This is a genomic window from Micrococcus sp. iso_229 (assembly GCF_058072725.1).
On the sequence record NZ_CM176514.1, the window covers coordinates 1833903 to 1850797 of the forward strand.

The following is a 16895-nucleotide window of genomic DNA, read 5'->3' on the forward strand; positions in this document are numbered from 1 at the left end:
TCATGGAGAACACCGCCGCCCAGAGCCAGCCCGAGAAGATCGTCCACGAGCGCCTCACGGTGACCCGGGACCCGGACCGACAGCGCTTCGAGCTGCGCCAGGACGGGACGTTCATCGGGTTCCTCGGCTACGACCAGGAGACCGTGCGCGGCGAGGACGGCGAGGACACCGTGGTCCTGCGCCTGCAGCACACCATCATCGACGAGCAGTTCGGCCGCCGCGGCTTTGCCCGCGCCCTCGTGACCATGGTCCTGGACCGGCTGCGCGCAGAGGGTGACCGGATCGTGCCCGAGTGCTCCTACGTGGAGGACTACCTGCGCCGCTACCCCGAGTACCAGGACATGGTGTTCCACGGCTGACCGGGGGCAGGGGGCCTGCCCTGCCGTATCAACCGCCTGATACAGTGCGGCCGTGCGCGGCCGTCGCGCACCCCGTCGGAAGAAGCGCGCCATGCCCGCCCTGCCCCTCGAGGTCCTCTGGACCGTCAGCCTCCTGACCTTCCTCATCGGCCTGATCCTCTACGGGACGGGCCGCCGCTCCCGCTGGACGGCCGCCGGGGTCGCGGCCCGCGGCCACCTCACGGCCGCCTCCGCCCTGACGGTCCTGGCCACCGGCGTGTGGGCAGGCCCCGCACCACTGGCCGGAGCCTGGCTCGGCGACTCCCGGGGCGGATGGCACCTGGCCGGTGGCGTCCCCGCCTCCGGGCGGTGGAGCACGGAGGCCCTCGACGCCGCCCCCGTGGACGCCACGGCCACGGCCCTCGCCGTCCTCCTGCCGGCGTTGTGGCTGGTCCTCGTTCCCGCCCTGGCCCAGGTGACGTGGCCGCGCGTCACCGCGCCGCGCCGCACGGCCGGCCTCGTCGCCCGCCGCTGGCCCGACCTGTTCCCGGTCCGCCTGCGGATCCTCCTCGTCGCAGGCCTGGGGTTCGCGCTCGCCGGCGCCGCGGCGGTCATGACCGGCCCCGGGGTCCAGGGGGCCCGGTACCGTCTGCACGTGGGAGCGGACGCGGTCCCCTTCGGCGCCGACTTCCTCGGCGCCCCGGCCGGGTCCGCCGTCGCCGGGTGGTATGCCCTGGGCGCGGCGGCGGTCGTCCTCGCGTGCGCCGCCGTCGTCGTGGCCGTGCACCACCGGCCCATGCTCAGCGGGCTGAGCCCCGCAGCGGACCTGGCGGCGCGTCGGGTCGCCGTGGACCGCACCGTCCGCATCGGCGTCGCCCAGCTGTGCTGGATCGGCCTCGCTGCGGTGGCCGGGCGCCTCGAGGTCGCCGCACGCGCCACGGCCGCCGACGCCGCCGCCGCGGTCTTCGAGGCACAGCAGGCCGGGGCGATCAGCACACCGGAGCTCGTGGACCGGCTGCGCGAGCTGGACCCCGCCTCACCCGCCACGGCCCTGCTCCTGGGCGGCACCGTCGCGGTGATCCTCGTCCTGGCCCTGCTCAAGCCCTACCGCGACCTCCGGACGCTGCGCGCCGACGACGCCGTCCCGCGCCCCGACACACCGGTGGCGGCGGGCCGTGGCTGAGCCCGCGGTCGAGATTGACCTCCGCTCTCCCGTCCCGCCCTTCGAGCAGATCCGGGCGCGGATCGCAGACCTCGTCGCCGCCGGCGAACTGCCCGCCGGCACCCGCCTCCCCTCCGTCCGGGCCCTCGCGGGCGACCTCGGCATCGCCCCCAACACCGTGGTGCGCGCCTACCGCGAGCTCGAGGCGGCCGGCGTCGTGCGCACGGCGCGAGGCAAGGGCACCGTGGTGGCCGACGCCCCGCCCGCCCCGGACGACGCCGCGGTGGGCGCCGCCGTCGAGCGCGCCGTGGCCCTGGCCCGGGCCGCGGGCTGGGATGCGGCCCGCCTGCGCCGGGCCGTCGACGACGCTCAGCGCGTCCGCTCGGATCGCTAGAGTGGGCCGGGTGAGCATCCCCACCCCCTACGAGGACCTCCTCGCCGACGTGATGGCCCACGGGGCCGTCAAGACGGACCGGACCGGCACGGGCACGCGCAGCGTGTTCGGCCGCCAACTGCGCTTCGACCTGGCCGAGTCCTTCCCGCTGATCACCACCAAGCGCGTGCACTTCAAGTCGGTCGCGCTCGAGCTGCTGTGGTTCCTGCGCGGGGACTCGAACGTGCGGTGGCTCCAGGAGCGCGGCGTGCGGATCTGGAACGAGTGGGCGGACGAGGACGGCGAGCTCGGCCCCGTCTACGGCGTGCAGTGGCGCTCATGGCCCACCCCGGACGGGGGCCACATCGACCAGATCGCCAAGGTCGTGGAGCAGATCCGGACGAACCCCGACTCGCGCCGGCACATCGTCACCGCGTGGAACCCAGCCGAGGTGGACGAGATGGCGCTGCCGCCCTGCCACGCGCTGTTCCAGTTCTACGTCTCCCCCGGTCAGGACGGCGCCCCCGGGCAGCTCTCGTGCCAGCTCTACCAGCGCTCCGCGGACCTGTTCCTCGGCGTGCCGTTCAACATCGCCTCGTATGCGCTGCTCACGGTGATGGTCGCGCAGCAGACCGGGCTGACTCCCGGCGAGTTCGTGTGGACCGGCGGGGACGTGCACATCTACGCGAACCACGAGGAGCAGGTGCGCGAGCAGCTCTCCCGCGAGCCGTACCCGTACCCGCGGCTGCGGCTGCGGCGCACCCCCGCGTCGATCTTCGACTATGACTACGAGGACTTCGAGGTCCTCGACTACCGTCACCACCCCACCATCACGGCGCCGATCGCCGTCTGAGCCGAGGATGCGCAGCGACCCCATGAGCCGGGCCACCCGTCCCACCGAGCCCGTGATCGCCATGATCTGGGCCCAGACCCCCGAGCGCGTCATCGGCCGCGACGGCACCATGCCGTGGCACGTCCCGGAGGACCTCGCCCACTTCCGGGCCCACACGCACGGCCACCCCGTGATCATGGGCCGGCGCACGTGGGAGTCGTTCCCGGCGCGGTTCCGCCCGCTGCCCGGGCGCACGAACATCGTGGTCTCCCGCACCCTGACGGCCACCGAGGAGGCCGGTGCGGAGCTGCGGGCCGCGGGCGCCGTCGTCGTGCCGGACTTCGGGGCGGCCCTGGCCGCCGCGGCCGAGGCCGACGGTTGTGACACCGTGTGGGTGATCGGCGGGGCGACGCTGTACGAGCAGGCCCTCGACGTGGCCTCGCGCGCCGAGGTGACCGTGATCGACGCGGACGTCGACGGCGACACGCACGCCCCGCCGCTCGACGCCCGCTGGCGGCGCACCGCCGTCGACCCCGCCCCCGACGCGTGGCTGGACTCCGCCTCCGGCCCGCGCCACCGCTTCGAACGATGGGAACGCGACTGACATGGCCCCGACCGACTCCGACCAGCGTTTGCTCTCCCCGCAGGCGGTCACGTTCCTCGCGCTCGTCGCCCTGCCCGTGCTGGCGTTCGTGTGCGCCGTGTTCGGGCTGATCCTCGTGCTGCAGGGCAAGACCATCGCCGGCCTGGTGTTCCTGCTCGTGCTGACCCAGGTGTTCGCCGTGGGCGGTCTCATCGCGTGGAACAAGCGGAAGCGCGCGCAGCAGGACCGCTAGCCTGGAGGGCATGACTTCCGCTGCCCCCGCATCTGTGAACGCCCCCGACGCGGCCGCCGTGCCCACCGTGGGCCTGGTCGGCTGGCGCGGCATGGTGGGGTCCGTCCTCCTGCAGCGCATGGTCGAGGAGGGTGACTTCGCCCGCGTCCATCCGGTCTTCTTCTCCACGTCCAACGCCGGCGGCCCCGCGCCCGTGCTCGAGGGCATGGCCGGCGACCCGGGCGTGCTCCAGGACGCGTACGACGTGGACGCGCTCACGGCCCTGCCCGTGATCCTCACCGCGCAGGGCGGGGACTACACGCAGGCCGTGTACCCGAAGCTGCGCGCCGCCGGCTGGGACGGCATCTGGATCGACGCCGCCTCCACCCTGCGCATGGCGGACACCTCCGTGATCGCGCTGGACCCCGTGAACCGCGACGTGATCGACGCCGCCCTGGCGAACGGGACGAAGGACTTCATCGGCGGCAACTGCACCGTGTCCTGCATGCTCATGGGCCTGGGGGGCCTGTTCAAGGCGGGCCTGGTCGAGTGGGGCACCGCCATGACCTATCAGGCGGCCTCCGGCGGCGGCGCCCGGCACATGCGCGAGCTGCTCACCCAGTACGCGGAGCTGGGCGGCGCGGTGCGCGCCGAGCTGGCCGATCCGGCGTCGGCGATCCTCGAGATCGACCGGAAGGTGATCGAGCTGCAGCGCGGCGGCCTGGACTCGACGCAGTTCGGCGTGCCGCTGGGCGGCTCGCTGATCCCCTGGATCGACTCCGACCTGGGCGACGGCGTCTCCCGCGAGGAGCGCAAGGCCTACGACGAGACCAACAAGGTGCTCGGGCTGACCGGGGCGGACCGGATCCCGTTCGACTCGCTGTGCGTGCGGATCGGCGCCATGCGCTCCCACTCGCAGGCCCTCACCCTCAAGCTCACCCAGGACGTGCCGTTGGACGAGGTCGAGCAGATCATCGCCGCGGACAACGAGTGGGTGCATGTGGTGCCGAACACCAAGGAGGCCACGGTCACCGACCTGACCCCGATCGCCGCGACCGGCACCCTGCAGATCCCCGTCGGCCGGCTGCGCAAGCTCAACATGGGTCCCGAGTACCTCTCCGCGTTCACCGTCGGCGACCAGCTGCTGTGGGGTGCGGCCGAGCCCGTGCGCCGCATGCTGATGATCGCCACCGGCAACCTCTGAGCCGCGACGCCGGCGCGGAGGCGCGCACCCGGCCCCCGTTTTCGTTCGGGAAACGGCGGGTGTTCGGGCGTCGTCGTTCGGGAAACGGCGCCCGTCCCGCTGGCGGGCGCCGTTTCCCGAACGAAAGCACTCCTGGGGGCGTCGTTTCCCGAACGAAAGTGAGGGGTCAGAGGCTGGTGCCGATGATCATCGGCTCGGGGTGCAGCTCGACGCCGAAGCGTTCGCGCACGCCGTCGCGCACGGTGCGCGCGATCGTCAGGACGTCCTCGGTGGTCGCGTCGCCGCGGTTGGTCATGGCGAGGGTGTGCTTCGTGGACACCGACGCGCGGCCTCCGGCCAGGCCGGTGCCGTCGGCTCCGCGGCCGTCCGGCCCGCCCTCGCGGGGGGCGACCTCGGGCAGCCCGAAGCCCTTCGCGAAGCCCGCGCGATCGATCAGCCAGGCCGCCGAGAGCTTCACGAGCGGCGTCCCGTCCTCGGCCTCCCCGGCCGCGAACGCCGGGGCGCCCTCGGGCAGGGCGGCCCGCACGGACGCGGGCACGATCGGGTTCGTGAAGTAGCTGCCCGTGGACCATGTGTCCGGGTCCGCCGGGTCGGACACCATCCCCTTGGCGGCGCGCAGGGCCAGCACCTCGCGGCGGACCACCGCGAGCGGGGCACGGGCGCCCTCCTCGACGTCGAGCGCGGCCGCCAGCTGCCCGTAGCGGACCGGCGCCGTCGGCTCGGCGTCGGAGGAGGCGCGGCGCAGCCGCAGGTCGATCGAGAGCACGATCCACCGGGGACTCGGCGCGCCGGTCTCCAGCATGGAGCGCTTGATGACGGAGTCGCGGTAGCCGAAGCGCAGGTCCGCCGGCGTCAGCTCGACGACGTCGCCCGCCTCCCGGTCCCACGCGCGCAGGGCGACGAGCACCTGCGAGACGTCCGCGCCGTAGGCGCCGACGTTCTGCACGGGCGTCGCGCCGGCCGAGCCCGGGATGCCCGAGAGCGCCTCGATCCCGCCGAGCCCGTGCGCCACGGTCCATGCGACGGCGCCGTCCCAGGGGTGGCCCGCCGCGATCCGCACGAGGACGGCCTCCCCCTCGTGGCCCGCGGGCCGGGCCCCGTCGCCGGCAGGCGGCGTCTCGCCCTCGCCGGGCACCGGCCCGTCCAGCAGGCGGATGCCCTCGTAGGCCAGCCGCACGACGGTGCCGGGGAAGCCGGCGTCCGCCATGAGGGTGTTGGAGCCGCCGCCGAGCACGAACACCGACTCGCCCGCCGCGTCGGCGGCGCGCACGGCCTCGATCGCCTCGGCCTCGGTGCGCGCGGTGACCCACGCGCGCGCGGGGCCGCCGACGCGGGTGGTGGTGTGGTCCGCCAGCCGCTCGTTCACGCGTTCTCCCCCGCGGGGTCGGCCAGGCGGACCACGGCCTGCGCCTTGGTCAGCACGCGCGGCTTCGCCGCGTCCGGGTTGGTGACGTTCAGGTCGATCCGCACGGTCCCGGCGGCCTCGTCCACGGCGCCGACCGTGCCGACGACCTCGAGCGTGGCGCCGGGGACGGGCGCGCCGTCGTCGTCCGTGCGCCCCGTGGTGTCCGCGACGGGCACCATGCCGGTGAAGCGGGTCTGGTAGTCGACGACGGCGCCCGGGTCGCCCGCCCAGTCCGAGACGAGCTGCACGGCCGCGCCCATGGTGAGCATCCCGTGGGCGATGACGCCGGGCAGGCCGACGTGCTCGGCGAACGTCGGGGACCAGTGGATCGGGTTGCGGTCGCCGGAGGCGCCCGCGTAGGCGACGAGGTCGGCGCGGGTGAACGTGACGGTGCGCGTGCCGACCACCTCGCCCCGGGCGAGGTCGGACAGGCGGCGGGCGGTGCTCATCAGGACTCCTCTCCCCGGACCAGCAGGGTGGACGTGACGGTGGAGACGGGTGCGCCGTCCAGATCCGCGATCTCGGTGACGGTGGTGACCATGCGGTTGCCGCCGAGGGACTTCACGGCTTCGACCCGCACGGTCGCCACGACCTCGTCCCCGGCCACCAGCGGGCGGTGGTGGACGAAGCGCTCGTCCGCGTGGACCACGCGCGAGAAGTCGATCCCCAGCTCGGGATCGGCGACGACGGCGGCCTCGGCGCGCTGGGCGATGACGACGGCGAAGGTCGGTGGGGCGACCAGGTCGGCGTGTCCCAGGGCCCGGGCGGCCGCGACGTCGTGGTGCGCGGGATGCTGGGCCTGCACGGCCTCGGCGAAGCCGCGGACCGCCTCACGACCGACCTGGAAGGGGGGCGCGGGCGGATAGCTCCGCCCGGCGACGTCGGGGTTCACGCTCAACTCGGGCCTCCTGCGGGACGGTTCTCGACTGCCGTCCAGCCTAACGGCCGGGGCGCCGCTCCCCCTGCCGGCGGGCGGCCTGGCGGAAGCGCACGAGCTGGGCGGACAGGTGCACGGCGACGCCCGCGCCGAGCACGCCCAGGGCGGTCCCGGAGACGGCGAGGCGTCCGGTGGTCCCGCCGACGACCGCCAGCACGATGCCCACGAGGAACAGTGCGGAGCCGGTCAGCACGAGCGTCCGGTACAGCCGGGAGCCGTGCTCCCACGGGGAGACGAAGCCGCGGGGCGCGGCGGTGCCGCGGGCGGGCTGGTGAGCGGGGCGACGCGTGGACATGCCCGCCAGGCTACCGGCGCGACGGACGGGCCCCGGAACGCGAAAGGACCCGGCCCCTCCGAGGAGGTGACCGGGTCCGTCCGATTCCGTAGCGGCGGGGGGACTCGATCCCCCGACCTCACGATTATGAGTCGTGCGCTCTAACCAGCTGAGCTACGCCGCCACGACACGAGAACGCCCGCACTCACGGTTTTCACGCCGCGAGGGCGGGCTCTCATGTCAGAGCCCCGACCGGGAATCGATCCCGGGACCTCCATCTTACCAAGATGGCGCTCTACCACTGAGCTATCGGGGCAACGAGGTGAGACTCTACCAGGGCCCCGGGGCCGATGCAAAATCGGCCCCGGCCACGGCCTCCGGCGGGGTCCGCACCCCGGCCGGATCAGCGGCGGGCGCCCCGATCCGAGCGCTCCTGGGCGCCCCAACGGGGCTTGCGGCCGCCGGGGCGTCCCCCGCGGTCGCCACGGAAGCCGCGGTCGTCCCGGTCCTTGCGGAACCCGCCGCGATCCTCGCGGGAGCCGCGGTCGTCCCGGTCCTTGCGGAAGCCGCCGCGATCGCCCCGGTCGTCCCGGTCCTTGCGGAACCCGCCGCGCTGGCCGCCGTCGCGGTCCCCGCGGAAGCCGCCGCGTTCGCCGCGGTCCTTGCGGAAGCCGCCCCGGTGCTCGCCGTCGCGCTCGGCGCGGGTCGGGCGACCGGTGTCCATGCGCAGGCCGAGGCGACGGCCGTTGATCTCCGCGTTGGCCGCGGCCTCGAGCTGGGCCGAGGTCAGGTCCGCCGGCAGCTCGACGAGCGAGTGGTTGCCGCGCAGGTCGATCGCGCCGATGGCGGAGGCGGGCAGACCCACCTCGTTCGCCAGCGCGCCCACGATGTTGCCCGGCCGCACGCGGTCCTGGTGCCCGACGGCGATCCAGTACGTCGCGTTGCCGGCCGCGGGTTCCCGGGCCGGGCCACGCGAGCCGCGGCCGTCACCGGTGCCGCGCTCACGGCCGCCGTCGCGCCCGCCCTCGCGGCCGCCGTCGCGGTCCTTGCGGCCCCGGCCGCCGCCGAACGGGATCTCCTGTTCGCGGGCCAGCAGCGGGCGACCGCCCTGGGCCATCATGCCCAGTGCGGCGGCCACGCGCGCCGGCTCGGCCTCGTGCTCGTCGACATATGCGGCGACGATCTCGCCGAACACCGCCAGCTCCTCCTCCGAGGCGCGCTCGAGGGTGCGGGCGATGCCGTCGGCGAAGCGACGCTTGCGGGCCGCGTTGACGTCGGCGACGGAGGGCACGGCCATCTCCTCGACCTGCTGGCGGGTGGTCCGCTCGATCTGCTTGAGCAGGAAGCGCTCACGCGGGGTCATGAAGAGCACGGCGTCGCCCTGCCGGCCGGCGCGGCCGGTGCGGCCGATGCGGTGCACGTAGGACTCGGCGTCCTGCGGGATGTCGTAGTTGACCACGTGCGAGATGCGCTCGACGTCCAGGCCGCGGGCGGCGACGTCGGTGGCCACGAGGATGTCCACGCGGCCGGCCTTCAGGTCCTCGACGGTCTTCTCGCGCTGCTTCTGGGCGATGTCGCCGGAGATGGCCACGGCCTTGAACCCGGCGCGCGTGAGCTTCTGGGCGAGCTCCTCGGTGCCGGCACGGGTGCGCACGAAGGCGATGACGCCGTCGTGCTCCTCGGTCTCGAGGATCCGGCTCAGGGCCTCGAACTTCCACTGGTGGCCCACCTGCAGGTAGCGCTGGCGGATGGTGGCGGACGTCGTCGACTGACGGGCGACGGCCACCTCCTCCGGGGCGTTCAGGTACTGGGCGGAGATGCGGCGGATGGCCGGGGGCATGGTGGCGGAGAACAGCGCGGTCTGCTTCGTGTCCGGGGTGGAGGCGAGGATGCGGTCCACCTCCTCCGCGAAGCCCATGCGCAGCATCTCGTCCGCCTCGTCCAGCACGAGGGTCTGCAGGTCGGAGAGGTCCAGCGAGCCGCGCTCGAGGTGGTCGATCACGCGGCCCGGCGTGCCGACGACGACCTGCGCGCCCCGGCGCAGGCCCGCCAGCTGCGGGCCGTACGGGGAGCCGCCGTACACGGCCAGCACGGAGACGTCGTCGAGGTGCTTGGCGTAGCTGTCGAAGGCGTCGGCCACCTGGAGGGCGAGCTCGCGGGTCGGGGCGAGGACGAGCACCTGCGGGGTGTCCGCGCGCCCGTTCACGTCCGTGGTCTCGGCGAGCCGGGACAGCGCCGGCAGCGCGAACGCGCCGGTCTTGCCGGTGCCGGTCTGGGCCAGGCCCACGACGTCGCGGCCGTCCAGCAGCAGCGGGATGGTCGCCTCCTGGATCGGCGAGGGGCGGGTGTAGCCCAGCTCCTCGACGGCGGCCAGCACGCGGGCGTCCAGGCCGAGGTCCAGGAAGGTGGGGCCGGCGGGCTCGGCGGGGGCCTCGGGGGCGGCGGGCTCGGCGGCGTCGACCTGCGGGACGGTCCCGGTGGCCTCCTGCTGCGCCTCGGCGAGCTCGGGGGCAGCCTCGGCGGTGGTCTGGGGATCGAGGATGTCGGACATGGGTCCTCCTGTGGGGATGCGCGGGCGCACGCCCGAGGACGTCGGTCGCGGGTCGACGTCGTGGGGCGCAGGGGCCAGCTGGGTCAGATGATTCCGTCCACCCGGCAGCCCCCGAGGGCCACGACGTTCGTGGCCCGCACACACATCTGCACAGACATCTGCAGTCCGGCGTGGCACACGCGTCCACGCTCACTCATCACAGGGGGAGAGACCGGATCCGGTCAGCCCAGTCTACGCCACCGGACCCCGGGCCGGGCTGTGCCCTCGGACACCCCGGCCGCGCACCGGCCGGGACGATAGGCTCGGCACGTGCCCCAGAACAGCGAAGACCGCCCCCTCGCCCGCGGGCTCGGCCGGGCCGCCGGCCGCGCCGCCCAGTCCTTCCGGGAGAATCAGCGGGCCGACGACGCACGGCTGCGCGCCGAGCGCGCCCGCCTCACCGCCGAGGACGAGGAGCGCCTGGAACGGCGCCGCGCGGACCGCGAGCGCGACCTGGCCGCGCGGGACGCGGCCGAGTCCGACGCCGGCCTCGTCCACCCGCTCCTGAAGGTCGCGCGCCTCTACTGGCTCGCGGTCACCGTGGTGCTGATCGGCATCGCGGGCGCGTTCCTCTGGAACGGGGCCCGCGCACAGGACAGCGGCGAGCCCGTCATCGATCCACTCACCGGCATGGAGTCGGTGGGCGTGCTCGGCGGCGCGACGGGGCAGTTCACGATGGGCACCGCCGTCGCCCTGCTGGCCGCGGCGTCCCTGTGGGGCTGGATCGGTCTGCTGCGCCGCCGTCGTTCGGCGATCGGGACCCTGACGTTCATCGCCGTCCTGCTGGCCGCCCCCGCGTTCCTGCGGGCCAACGGCCTGCTGATCATCCTCGCCGTCGTGATGCTCCTGGGCGCCGCGCTCGTCTGGCTGCCGCCCGTGCGCTCGCGCCTGCGGCGCTGAACCCGCGCGTCCCGCCCCGCCGACGGGCGGCGGCGCCGCTCAGTCCTCCACGGGACGGGCGGAGACGACGACGGGCCGGGCCGTGGCGAGGTCGTACTCCATGACCTGACGGCCACCGATCCACACGCGCAGGGCCCGCTGCATGACATCGAGCGGGTCGCCGGACCAGAGCACCAGGTCGGCGTCCTTGCCCACCTCGAGGGAGCCGATGCGGTCGTCCAGCCCGAGCACGCGCGCGGGATGCAGGGTGATGGCGCGCAGGGCGGTCTCCCGGTCCAGGCCCTCCTTCACCGACAGCGCGGCCTGGTAGACGAGGAAGTCGATGGGCACCACCGGGTGGTCGGTGATGATGCTGATCTCGACGCCGGCCCGCGCCAGACGCCCCGGATTGCGCATCGAGCGGCCCCGCAGCTCCGGCTTGGACTTGGTGGTGAACAGCGGGCCGATCAGCACTGGCACGCCGCGGGCCGCGAGCTGGTCGGCCAGCGGGTGCGCCTCGGTGCCGTGGTCCAGGACGAGGTCGTAGCCGAACTCGTCGGCCAGGCGCAGGGCGGTGGCGACGTCGTCGGTGCGGTGGCAGTGCTGGCGCCAGGGGATCGTGCGCTCCAGGACGAGGGCGAGGGCGTCGAGGTGGGGGTCGCGGGTGAAGGGCTTGCCCTCGCGCTCGGCCTCCGCGCGGCGGGCCATGTAGCCCTGGGCCTCCATGAAGGCCTTGCGGATCACGAGAGCGGTGCCCAGCCGCGTGGACGGGGTGCGGCCCTTCTCCTTGTAGACGTTCTTGGGGTTCTCGCCGAGGGCGGACTTCACGCCCGAGGGGCTGCGCAGCACCATCTCGTCCACGGTGCGTCCGTGGGTGTGCAACGCCACCGCCTGGCCGCCGATCGGGTTGCCCGAGCCGGGGTTCACGTTCACGGTGGTCACGCCGCCGGCCAGGGCGTCCTTCCAGCCCGGCTCGTTCGGGTCGACGGCGTCGATCGCCCGCACCCCGGCCATCACGGGGTCCGTCATCTCGTTGACGTCCGCGGTCGCACCGACCTCGCCCTCGGCGTGCATGCCCAGGTGGACGTGCGCGTCCACGAAGCCGGGCAGCAGCCAGCGTCCCTCGCAGTCCACCACCTCGGCGCCGTCGGGCGCCTCGACGTCGGGGCCGAGCGCGGTGATCCGGCCGTCCTCGACGAGCAGGGTGCCGTCGAACGGCTCGGCGGCGACGGGGACGACATGGGCGTTGACGAAGGCGGTGAGGGTCATGCCCATCACACTACGCCGCCCGGTGCTCCCCACCCGTGCGCAAACCTCTGGCACGGACGTCGGCGGGTCAGAGGCTGTCCAGGGCCCGCTCCAGGTCCGCCACGAGGTCGTCGGCGTCCTCGATGCCCACCGACAGGCGCAGCAGGTCGTCCGGGACGGCCAGCTCGGTGCCGGCCACGGAGGCGTGGGTCATCTCCGCCGGGTAGTTCATCAGCGACTCGATGCCGCCCAGGGACTCGGCGAGCTGGAACAGGCGGGTCGACTCGGCCACGCGGCGGGCCGCCGCGGCGCCGCCGGCCAGGCGCATCGAGACCATGCCGCCGAAACCGCGCATCTGGCGCTGCGCGAGCTCATGGCCGGGGTGGTCCGGCAGCCCCGGGTAGAGCACCTGGGAGACCTCGGCGCGGCCGGTGAGCCACTCGGCGACGGCCTGTGCGTTGGCCTGGTGGCGGTCCATGCGCACCCCGAGCGTCTTGAGGCCGCGCGTGGTCAGGTACGCGTCCAGGGGCCCGTTCACGGCCCCCGCCGCGAACTGCTGGAACTTCACCTGCTCGGCGAGTGCGGCGTCCGGGATCACGAGCGCCCCGCCGATCACGTCCGAGTGGCCGCCGATGTACTTCGTGGTGGAGTGCACCACCACGTCCGCGCCGAGGGCGATCGGGGACTGCAGGTACGGCGTCGCGAAGGTGTTGTCCACCACGAGCAGGGCGCCGTGCGCGTGGGCCGCCTCGGCGACCGCGGCGACGTCGGAGATCTTCATCATCGGGTTGGACGGGGTCTCCAGCCACACCATGACCGGCCCCGCGGCGGCGGCGCGCTCGACGGCGGCGGCAACCTGCTCGGCGTCCCCCATGTCCACGACGACGTGCTCCACGCCCCACGGGGCGAGCACGCGGGAGATGAGGCGGTAGGAGCCGCCGTACACGTCGTTGCCGAGCACGATCGTCATGCCCGGCCGGCCCGCGCCCATGATCAGCGCGGTCTCCGCGGCCAGGCCGGAGGCGAACGTGAGGCCGGTGGCCCGGGGCGCGCCGGACTCGTCGACGCCCGCCTCGAGCGCGGCCAGCTGCTCCTGCAGCGCGTCCCGGGTGGGATTGGTGCCGCGGCCGTAGTCGTAGCCGCGCCGCAGCTCGCCGACGGCCGTCGGCGCGTACGTGCTCGAGAGGTGGATCGGCGGGACGACGGCGCCGAACACCTCATCCAGGTGCTGGCCCGCGTGCACGGCGCGCGTGCCGAAGCCTCCCCCTCGGGGGTGGGCGGGGGCGTCTTCGGCGCCGGTGTCGGGGGTGGTGGCGTGCGGGTCCTCGTGGACGTTCTGCTCGGTCATCTCGGGAGCCTCCTCGGAGAGATCGGGTCGGGTGGGGCGGGCGCGGCCGGTGCGGCCGGCCTCAGGCGGTGACGTGGGCGAGGACGTCGTGCAGGGTGACGACGCCTTGGACGCGGCCGGCCTCGAGCACCAGCAGCACGGGGTCCTGGGCGAGGCGGCGGGCGACGGCGCGCAGCGGGGTGCGCGCCCCCAGGCTGGGCAGCACGGGGCCCATGACGTCGGCCACGGGGGTCTGCGCGGTGGCCCGCCCCGCGGCGAGGGCGTCCGCGAGCGCGGCCGCGGAGACGGTGCCGCGGACCTCACCGATCCGCAGGTCGTGTCGGGGCTCGAGGACCACGGGCAGGGCGTCGACGCCGTACCGGTTCATGGTCGCGACGGCGTCCGCCACCGAGGTGGTCGGGGCCGCGGTGACGAGGGTGGGCACGGAGCCGGGGAACAGGTCGGCCTTCTCGGCCAGCAGCTCCCCCGCCGTCGCGGACCAGCGGTCGGCCTCGGCGGGGGCGCCCGCGCGGGTCGCCGGCTCGGCGTCGGCGTGCTCGAGCGCCTCGACGGGCGTGCCGGCCCCGCCGGCGGCCCCCGTGGCGCCGTCGTCGTCCGTCTGCGGGACCGCCGAGCGGGTGCGCCCGCGCGCCCACGCCGGCAGCACGGTCTCGCGGACGTCGTAGTCGAAGCCGCGCTCGTCCATCCACGGGTCGTTGAAGATCTTGGCGAGGTAGCCGCGGCCCGAGTCGGGCAGCACGATCACCATGACGTCCTCCGGGCCGAGCTCGCGCGCGGCGCGCAGGCCGGCGACGACGGCCAGGCCGGAGGAGCCGCCCACGAGCAGGCCCTCCTCGGCGGCGAGACGGCGGGTCATGGCCAGGGCGTCGGCGTCCTCGACGGCGATGACCTCGTCCGGGACCGCGGGGTCGTAGTTGTCCACCCACATGTCCTCGCCGACGCCCTCGACGAAGTAGGGCCGGCCGGCGCCGCCGGAGTACACCGAGCCGCTGGGGTCCGCGCCGATCACGCGGACGGGACCGGACGGGCGGTCCGCCGAGACCTCCTTGAGATAGCGGCCGGTGCCCGTGATGGTGCCGCCCGTGCCGGCGCCCATCACGACGTGGGTGACGCGTCCGGCCGTGTCCTCCCAGATCTCCGGGCCGGTGGTCTCGTAGTGGGAGGCCGGGGCGGCGGGGTTGAAGAACTGGTTGGGCTGATAGGCCCCGGGGATCTCCCGCACGAGGCGGTCGGCGACCCCGTAGTAGGACTCCTCGGACGTCGGGTCCACGGCGGTGGGCGTGACGACGAGCTCGGCGCCGTACGCGCTGAGCACGTCCCGCTTCTCCTGACCCACCTTGTCCGGGGTGACGAACACGGTGCGGTAGCCCTTGAGCTGCGAGACCAGGGCCAGCCCCACGCCCGTGTTGCCCGAGGTGGGCTCCACGACGGTGCCGCCCGGGCCGAGCAGGCCCTCGCGCTCGGCCTCCTCGATCATCTTCAGCGCGATGCGGTCCTTCACGGAGCCGCCGGGGTTCAGGTACTCGACCTTCACCAGGACGGTGGCCTCGATGCCCTCCGTCACGGAGTGCAGCTTCACGAGCGGGGTGCGCCCGATCAGCTCGAGGACGTTCTCGGCATACTGCATGGGCTGCGCAGGGGTGGGCGCGGGGGTCTGTTCAGTCACGCACCCCACGCTACGCCAGCGGCCGGACGCTGGAGGAGGGCTCCGGACACGCGGGGCAACGCCCGGCGTGGGTGCCGTCACGGCCGGCGTCGTCCTGTCCGGGCCCGGGTGTACGGTGCGGGCATGACCGCCCCGGACGCCGTGCGCCGCGTGCGCGTGCCCGCCCCCGTGGACGTCGCGCTCACCCTGCGCCCCCTGCAGCGCGGCGCGGCCGACCCCACGGTCCGCGCCACACCGCAGGGCGTCTGGCTCACTCTGCGCTCCCCTGCCCCGGACGCGGCGCCGGGCGGGCCGGGCCGGCCGACGTCATTGCTGGTCTCCGGTGCCCGGGAGGCCGCAGGGGGCGGCACCGCGGTGACGGCCCGCGCGTGGGGCGCGGGCGCGAGCGCCGCCGTCGCCGGAGTGGAACGCCTGCTCGGCCTGCACGACGACGGCTGGGGCGCCTTCGACGCCCTGCTGCGGCCGGACTCCGGCGCGCCCGCGCTGCCGCGGCACGTGCGCGAGGCGCGGCGGACGCGGGTCGGACTGCGGCTGCCGGCAGCGGGCGCGCTGTCCCGGCAGCTGCTCACCGTCGTGCTCGAGCAGAAGGTCACCCACGACCAGGCGCGGCACGGCTGGCGTACCCTCGTGCGGCTGGCCGCCCGGATCGACGACGACGGGCCCGCCCCCGGCCCGGTGCCGCCGGGGATGCTGCCGCCGCCGACCCCGGCCGCCGTCCTGCGGATCCCCTCGTGGGACTGGCATGCGCGGGCCTGGGTGCAGCCCTCCCAGTCGCGGACCGTGCTGGAGGTCGCCCGGCGGGCCGCGAGCATCGACCGGCTCGGCGACGCGGTCGCCCCCGGGGACACGGCCGGGCTGGCCGCGCTGGCCCGGCGTCTGGAGTCGGTGCCGGGGATCGGACCGTGGACCACGGCCGAGGCGCTGCAGCGCAGCCACGGGGCGGCGGACCTCGTCTCCGTGGGCGACTACCACCTGGCGCAGTTCGTGGGGCAGGTCCTCACGGGACGCCGGACCGACGACGCCGGGATGCTCCGCCTGCTCGCGCCGTGGGCCGGGCACCGGCAGCGGGTGGTGCGGATGATCGGGCTCTCCGGAGAGCGCAAGCAGGCGTTCGGGCCCAAGCTCGCCCCGGCCGACCACCGCGCCCACTGACGCGACGCCGGGTGGCCGAGGCCGTGCCGGCGCGTCCGCGCGGCCCGTCCGCTCCTGCACAGGCCGCTGCTCCCGGCGTGTCCTCCCCAGCCCGGCCGGGCCCGACCGGCCGCCCGCCCCGGGTTCCTAGCGTGGGCGATGCCGCCCCGACCGGTGCGGCGCCGCCGGGACCCTGATGCGTCCCCACCCGGGAGGAGACCGCCATGACCACCGCCTTCGAGCCCCGCCCGCACACCGCCGCCCCGCGCGAGCCCGACCCGCACGGCCCCGGCACGCCCGGCTCCCTGCGTCCGGGCGCGCGTGGCTCCGTGCTCATCGTGACCCGCCATCCCGACCCGGACGAGGCCATGCGGCACGCGATGGCCTGGATCACCGCCTTCGAGGAGGACTGCGGCCTCGTGCTGGACACGGACGAGACCGCGCTCTACGCCGTCGGCCGGGCGGGCGACCTGGGCGAGGCCCTGCGTCGCGGCCCCCTGGTCCACGAGGACGGCAGCCCCGCCGACACCTCCGCGTTCGTGGACGCGGTGCTCACCGACGGCACGTGGCGCCTGCGCGACGCCGACCCGAGGGCGTGGTCGACCACCTACCGTGCCGCCATCCTGGGCGCCGCCCCCGAGGCGGTCTGCACCATCTGGGACGTGTTCCCGCTGCCCGCCGCCTGAGGGTGAC

Annotated in this window: 18 protein-coding genes and 2 tRNA genes; 10 read left to right on the forward strand and 10 right to left on the reverse strand. The window is 74.9% G+C overall.

Going from position 1 to position 16895, the window contains the following annotated elements:
* Positions 1–2: 2 nt before the first annotated feature.
* The 7 genes from AC3RKA_RS08475 (at position 3) to asd (ending at position 4724) form a co-directional block, all read left to right on the forward strand.
* The gene (locus AC3RKA_RS08475) at positions 3–359 is read left to right on the forward strand and encodes a GNAT family N-acetyltransferase (protein WP_002854752.1); all 357 of its coding nucleotides are present in this window, start codon (positions 3–5) and stop codon (positions 357–359) included.
* 91 nt (positions 360–450) lie between these two features.
* Positions 451–1521, forward strand: coding sequence for a hypothetical protein (locus AC3RKA_RS08480; RefSeq protein ID WP_489727113.1), 1071 nt, complete (start codon positions 451–453; stop codon positions 1519–1521).
* A complete protein-coding gene (locus AC3RKA_RS08485; RefSeq protein ID WP_216879512.1) occupies positions 1514–1894 on the forward strand; it encodes a GntR family transcriptional regulator in 381 nt (126 codons plus the stop codon). Before AC3RKA_RS08480 ends, AC3RKA_RS08485 begins: the two co-directional genes overlap by 8 nt.
* A gap of 1 nt (position 1895) precedes the next feature.
* Entirely contained in the window at positions 1896–2726 is an 831-nt protein-coding gene (locus AC3RKA_RS08490) for a thymidylate synthase (RefSeq protein ID WP_063188680.1), read from the forward strand.
* A gap of 22 nt (positions 2727–2748) precedes the next feature.
* Positions 2749–3309: a dihydrofolate reductase gene (locus AC3RKA_RS08495; protein ID WP_036334313.1), complete on the forward strand. Its 561-nt coding sequence runs from the start codon at positions 2749–2751 to the stop codon at positions 3307–3309.
* A 1-nt stretch (position 3310) separates the two neighbouring features.
* Positions 3311–3541: an NF038396 family protein gene (locus AC3RKA_RS08500; protein ID WP_002854749.1), complete on the forward strand. Its 231-nt coding sequence runs from the start codon at positions 3311–3313 to the stop codon at positions 3539–3541.
* A gap of 10 nt (positions 3542–3551) precedes the next feature.
* Positions 3552–4724, forward strand: a complete 1173-nt coding sequence (asd, locus tag AC3RKA_RS08505) for an aspartate-semialdehyde dehydrogenase (protein WP_489727114.1) — start codon at positions 3552–3554, stop codon at positions 4722–4724.
* Positions 4725–4890: 166 nt separating this feature from the next.
* On the opposite strand, the gene AC3RKA_RS08510 is transcribed toward asd, so the two are convergent.
* The 7 genes from AC3RKA_RS08510 to AC3RKA_RS08540 all read right to left on the reverse strand — a co-directional run bounded on the left by AC3RKA_RS08510 (position 4891) and on the right by AC3RKA_RS08540 (position 9891).
* Positions 4891–6090, reverse strand: a complete 1200-nt coding sequence (locus AC3RKA_RS08510; protein ID WP_216879511.1) for a UDP-N-acetylmuramate dehydrogenase — start codon at positions 6088–6090, stop codon at positions 4891–4893.
* The gene (locus AC3RKA_RS08515) at positions 6087–6578 is read right to left on the reverse strand and encodes a MaoC/PaaZ C-terminal domain-containing protein (protein ID WP_216879510.1); all 492 of its coding nucleotides are present in this window, start codon (positions 6576–6578) and stop codon (positions 6087–6089) included. Before AC3RKA_RS08515 ends, AC3RKA_RS08510 begins: the two co-directional genes overlap by 4 nt.
* A complete protein-coding gene (locus tag AC3RKA_RS08520) occupies positions 6578–7027 on the reverse strand; it encodes an FAS1-like dehydratase domain-containing protein (protein ID WP_002854745.1) in 450 nt (149 codons plus the stop codon). Before AC3RKA_RS08520 ends, AC3RKA_RS08515 begins: the two co-directional genes overlap by 1 nt.
* 40 nt (positions 7028–7067) lie before the next feature.
* Complete coding sequence (locus tag AC3RKA_RS08525; RefSeq protein ID WP_049161645.1) at positions 7068–7361, reverse strand: hypothetical protein; 294 nt, start codon at positions 7359–7361, stop codon at positions 7068–7070.
* Between the two features lie 89 nt (positions 7362–7450).
* Positions 7451–7524 (reverse strand) — tRNA-Met (locus AC3RKA_RS08530).
* 60 nt (positions 7525–7584) lie between these two features.
* Positions 7585–7656: transfer RNA gene (locus AC3RKA_RS08535), tRNA-Thr, on the reverse strand.
* A gap of 87 nt (positions 7657–7743) precedes the next feature.
* On the reverse strand, positions 7744–9891 hold the full coding sequence (locus tag AC3RKA_RS08540; protein ID WP_489727115.1) for a DEAD/DEAH box helicase: 2148 nt from the start codon (positions 9889–9891) through the stop codon (positions 7744–7746).
* Positions 9892–10200: 309 nt separating this feature from the next.
* On the opposite strand from AC3RKA_RS08540, the gene AC3RKA_RS08545 reads away from it, so the two are divergent.
* A complete protein-coding gene (locus AC3RKA_RS08545; RefSeq protein WP_269600825.1) occupies positions 10201–10830 on the forward strand; it encodes a hypothetical protein in 630 nt (209 codons plus the stop codon).
* Positions 10831–10869: 39 nt separating this feature from the next.
* Here the strand turns inward: AC3RKA_RS08545 and AC3RKA_RS08550 are convergent, their stop codons facing one another.
* The 3 genes from AC3RKA_RS08550 to AC3RKA_RS08560 all read right to left on the reverse strand — a co-directional run bounded on the left by AC3RKA_RS08550 (position 10870) and on the right by AC3RKA_RS08560 (position 15032).
* A complete protein-coding gene (locus AC3RKA_RS08550) occupies positions 10870–12078 on the reverse strand; it encodes an amidohydrolase (RefSeq protein ID WP_489727116.1) in 1209 nt (402 codons plus the stop codon).
* 67 nt (positions 12079–12145) lie between these two features.
* The gene (locus tag AC3RKA_RS08555) at positions 12146–13405 is read right to left on the reverse strand and encodes a cystathionine gamma-synthase (protein WP_406905301.1); all 1260 of its coding nucleotides are present in this window, start codon (positions 13403–13405) and stop codon (positions 12146–12148) included.
* A 61-nt stretch (positions 13406–13466) separates the two neighbouring features.
* Positions 13467–15032 (reverse strand): pyridoxal-phosphate dependent enzyme, encoded by a 1566-nt coding sequence (locus tag AC3RKA_RS08560; protein WP_060775021.1) that lies wholly within the window; start codon positions 15030–15032, stop codon positions 13467–13469.
* 162 nt (positions 15033–15194) lie between these two features.
* On the opposite strand from AC3RKA_RS08560, the gene AC3RKA_RS08565 reads away from it, so the two are divergent.
* Positions 15195–16223 carry a DNA-3-methyladenine glycosylase family protein gene (locus AC3RKA_RS08565; protein ID WP_396831560.1) on the forward strand — a complete coding sequence of 343 codons (1029 nt, stop codon included), beginning with the start codon at positions 15195–15197 and terminating at the stop codon, positions 16221–16223.
* A 203-nt stretch (positions 16224–16426) separates the two neighbouring features.
* Entirely contained in the window at positions 16427–16888 is a 462-nt protein-coding gene (locus AC3RKA_RS08570; protein WP_396831561.1) for a hypothetical protein, read from the forward strand.
* Positions 16889–16895 lie beyond the last annotated feature (7 nt).

Excerpts from the sequence above, each read along its gene's own strand:
- AC3RKA_RS08475 (WP_002854752.1), top strand. The coding sequence starts at position 3 with ATGGAGAACACCGCCGCCCAGAGCCAGCCCGAGAAGATCGTCCACGAG.
- AC3RKA_RS08480 (WP_489727113.1), top strand. The coding sequence starts at position 451 with ATGCCCGCCCTGCCCCTCGAGGTCCTCTGGACCGTCAGCCTCCTGACC.
- AC3RKA_RS08495 (WP_036334313.1), top strand. The coding sequence starts at position 2,749 with ATGAGCCGGGCCACCCGTCCCACCGAGCCCGTGATCGCCATGATCTGG.
- AC3RKA_RS08500 (WP_002854749.1), top strand. The coding sequence starts at position 3,311 with ATGGCCCCGACCGACTCCGACCAGCGTTTGCTCTCCCCGCAGGCGGTC.
- asd (WP_489727114.1), top strand. The coding sequence starts at position 3,552 with ATGACTTCCGCTGCCCCCGCATCTGTGAACGCCCCCGACGCGGCCGCC.
- AC3RKA_RS08515 (WP_216879510.1), bottom strand. The coding sequence starts at position 6,578 with ATGAGCACCGCCCGCCGCCTGTCCGACCTCGCCCGGGGCGAGGTGGTC.
- AC3RKA_RS08525 (WP_049161645.1), bottom strand. The coding sequence starts at position 7,361 with ATGTCCACGCGTCGCCCCGCTCACCAGCCCGCCCGCGGCACCGCCGCG.
- AC3RKA_RS08540 (WP_489727115.1), bottom strand. The coding sequence starts at position 9,891 with ATGTCCGACATCCTCGATCCCCAGACCACCGCCGAGGCTGCCCCCGAG.
- AC3RKA_RS08550 (WP_489727116.1), bottom strand. The coding sequence starts at position 12,078 with ATGACCCTCACCGCCTTCGTCAACGCCCATGTCGTCCCCGTCGCCGCC.
- AC3RKA_RS08555 (WP_406905301.1), bottom strand. The coding sequence starts at position 13,405 with ATGACCGAGCAGAACGTCCACGAGGACCCGCACGCCACCACCCCCGAC.
- AC3RKA_RS08560 (WP_060775021.1), bottom strand. The coding sequence starts at position 15,032 with ATGCAGTATGCCGAGAACGTCCTCGAGCTGATCGGGCGCACCCCGCTC.
- AC3RKA_RS08565 (WP_396831560.1), top strand. The coding sequence starts at position 15,195 with ATGACCGCCCCGGACGCCGTGCGCCGCGTGCGCGTGCCCGCCCCCGTG.
- AC3RKA_RS08570 (WP_396831561.1), top strand. The coding sequence starts at position 16,427 with ATGACCACCGCCTTCGAGCCCCGCCCGCACACCGCCGCCCCGCGCGAG.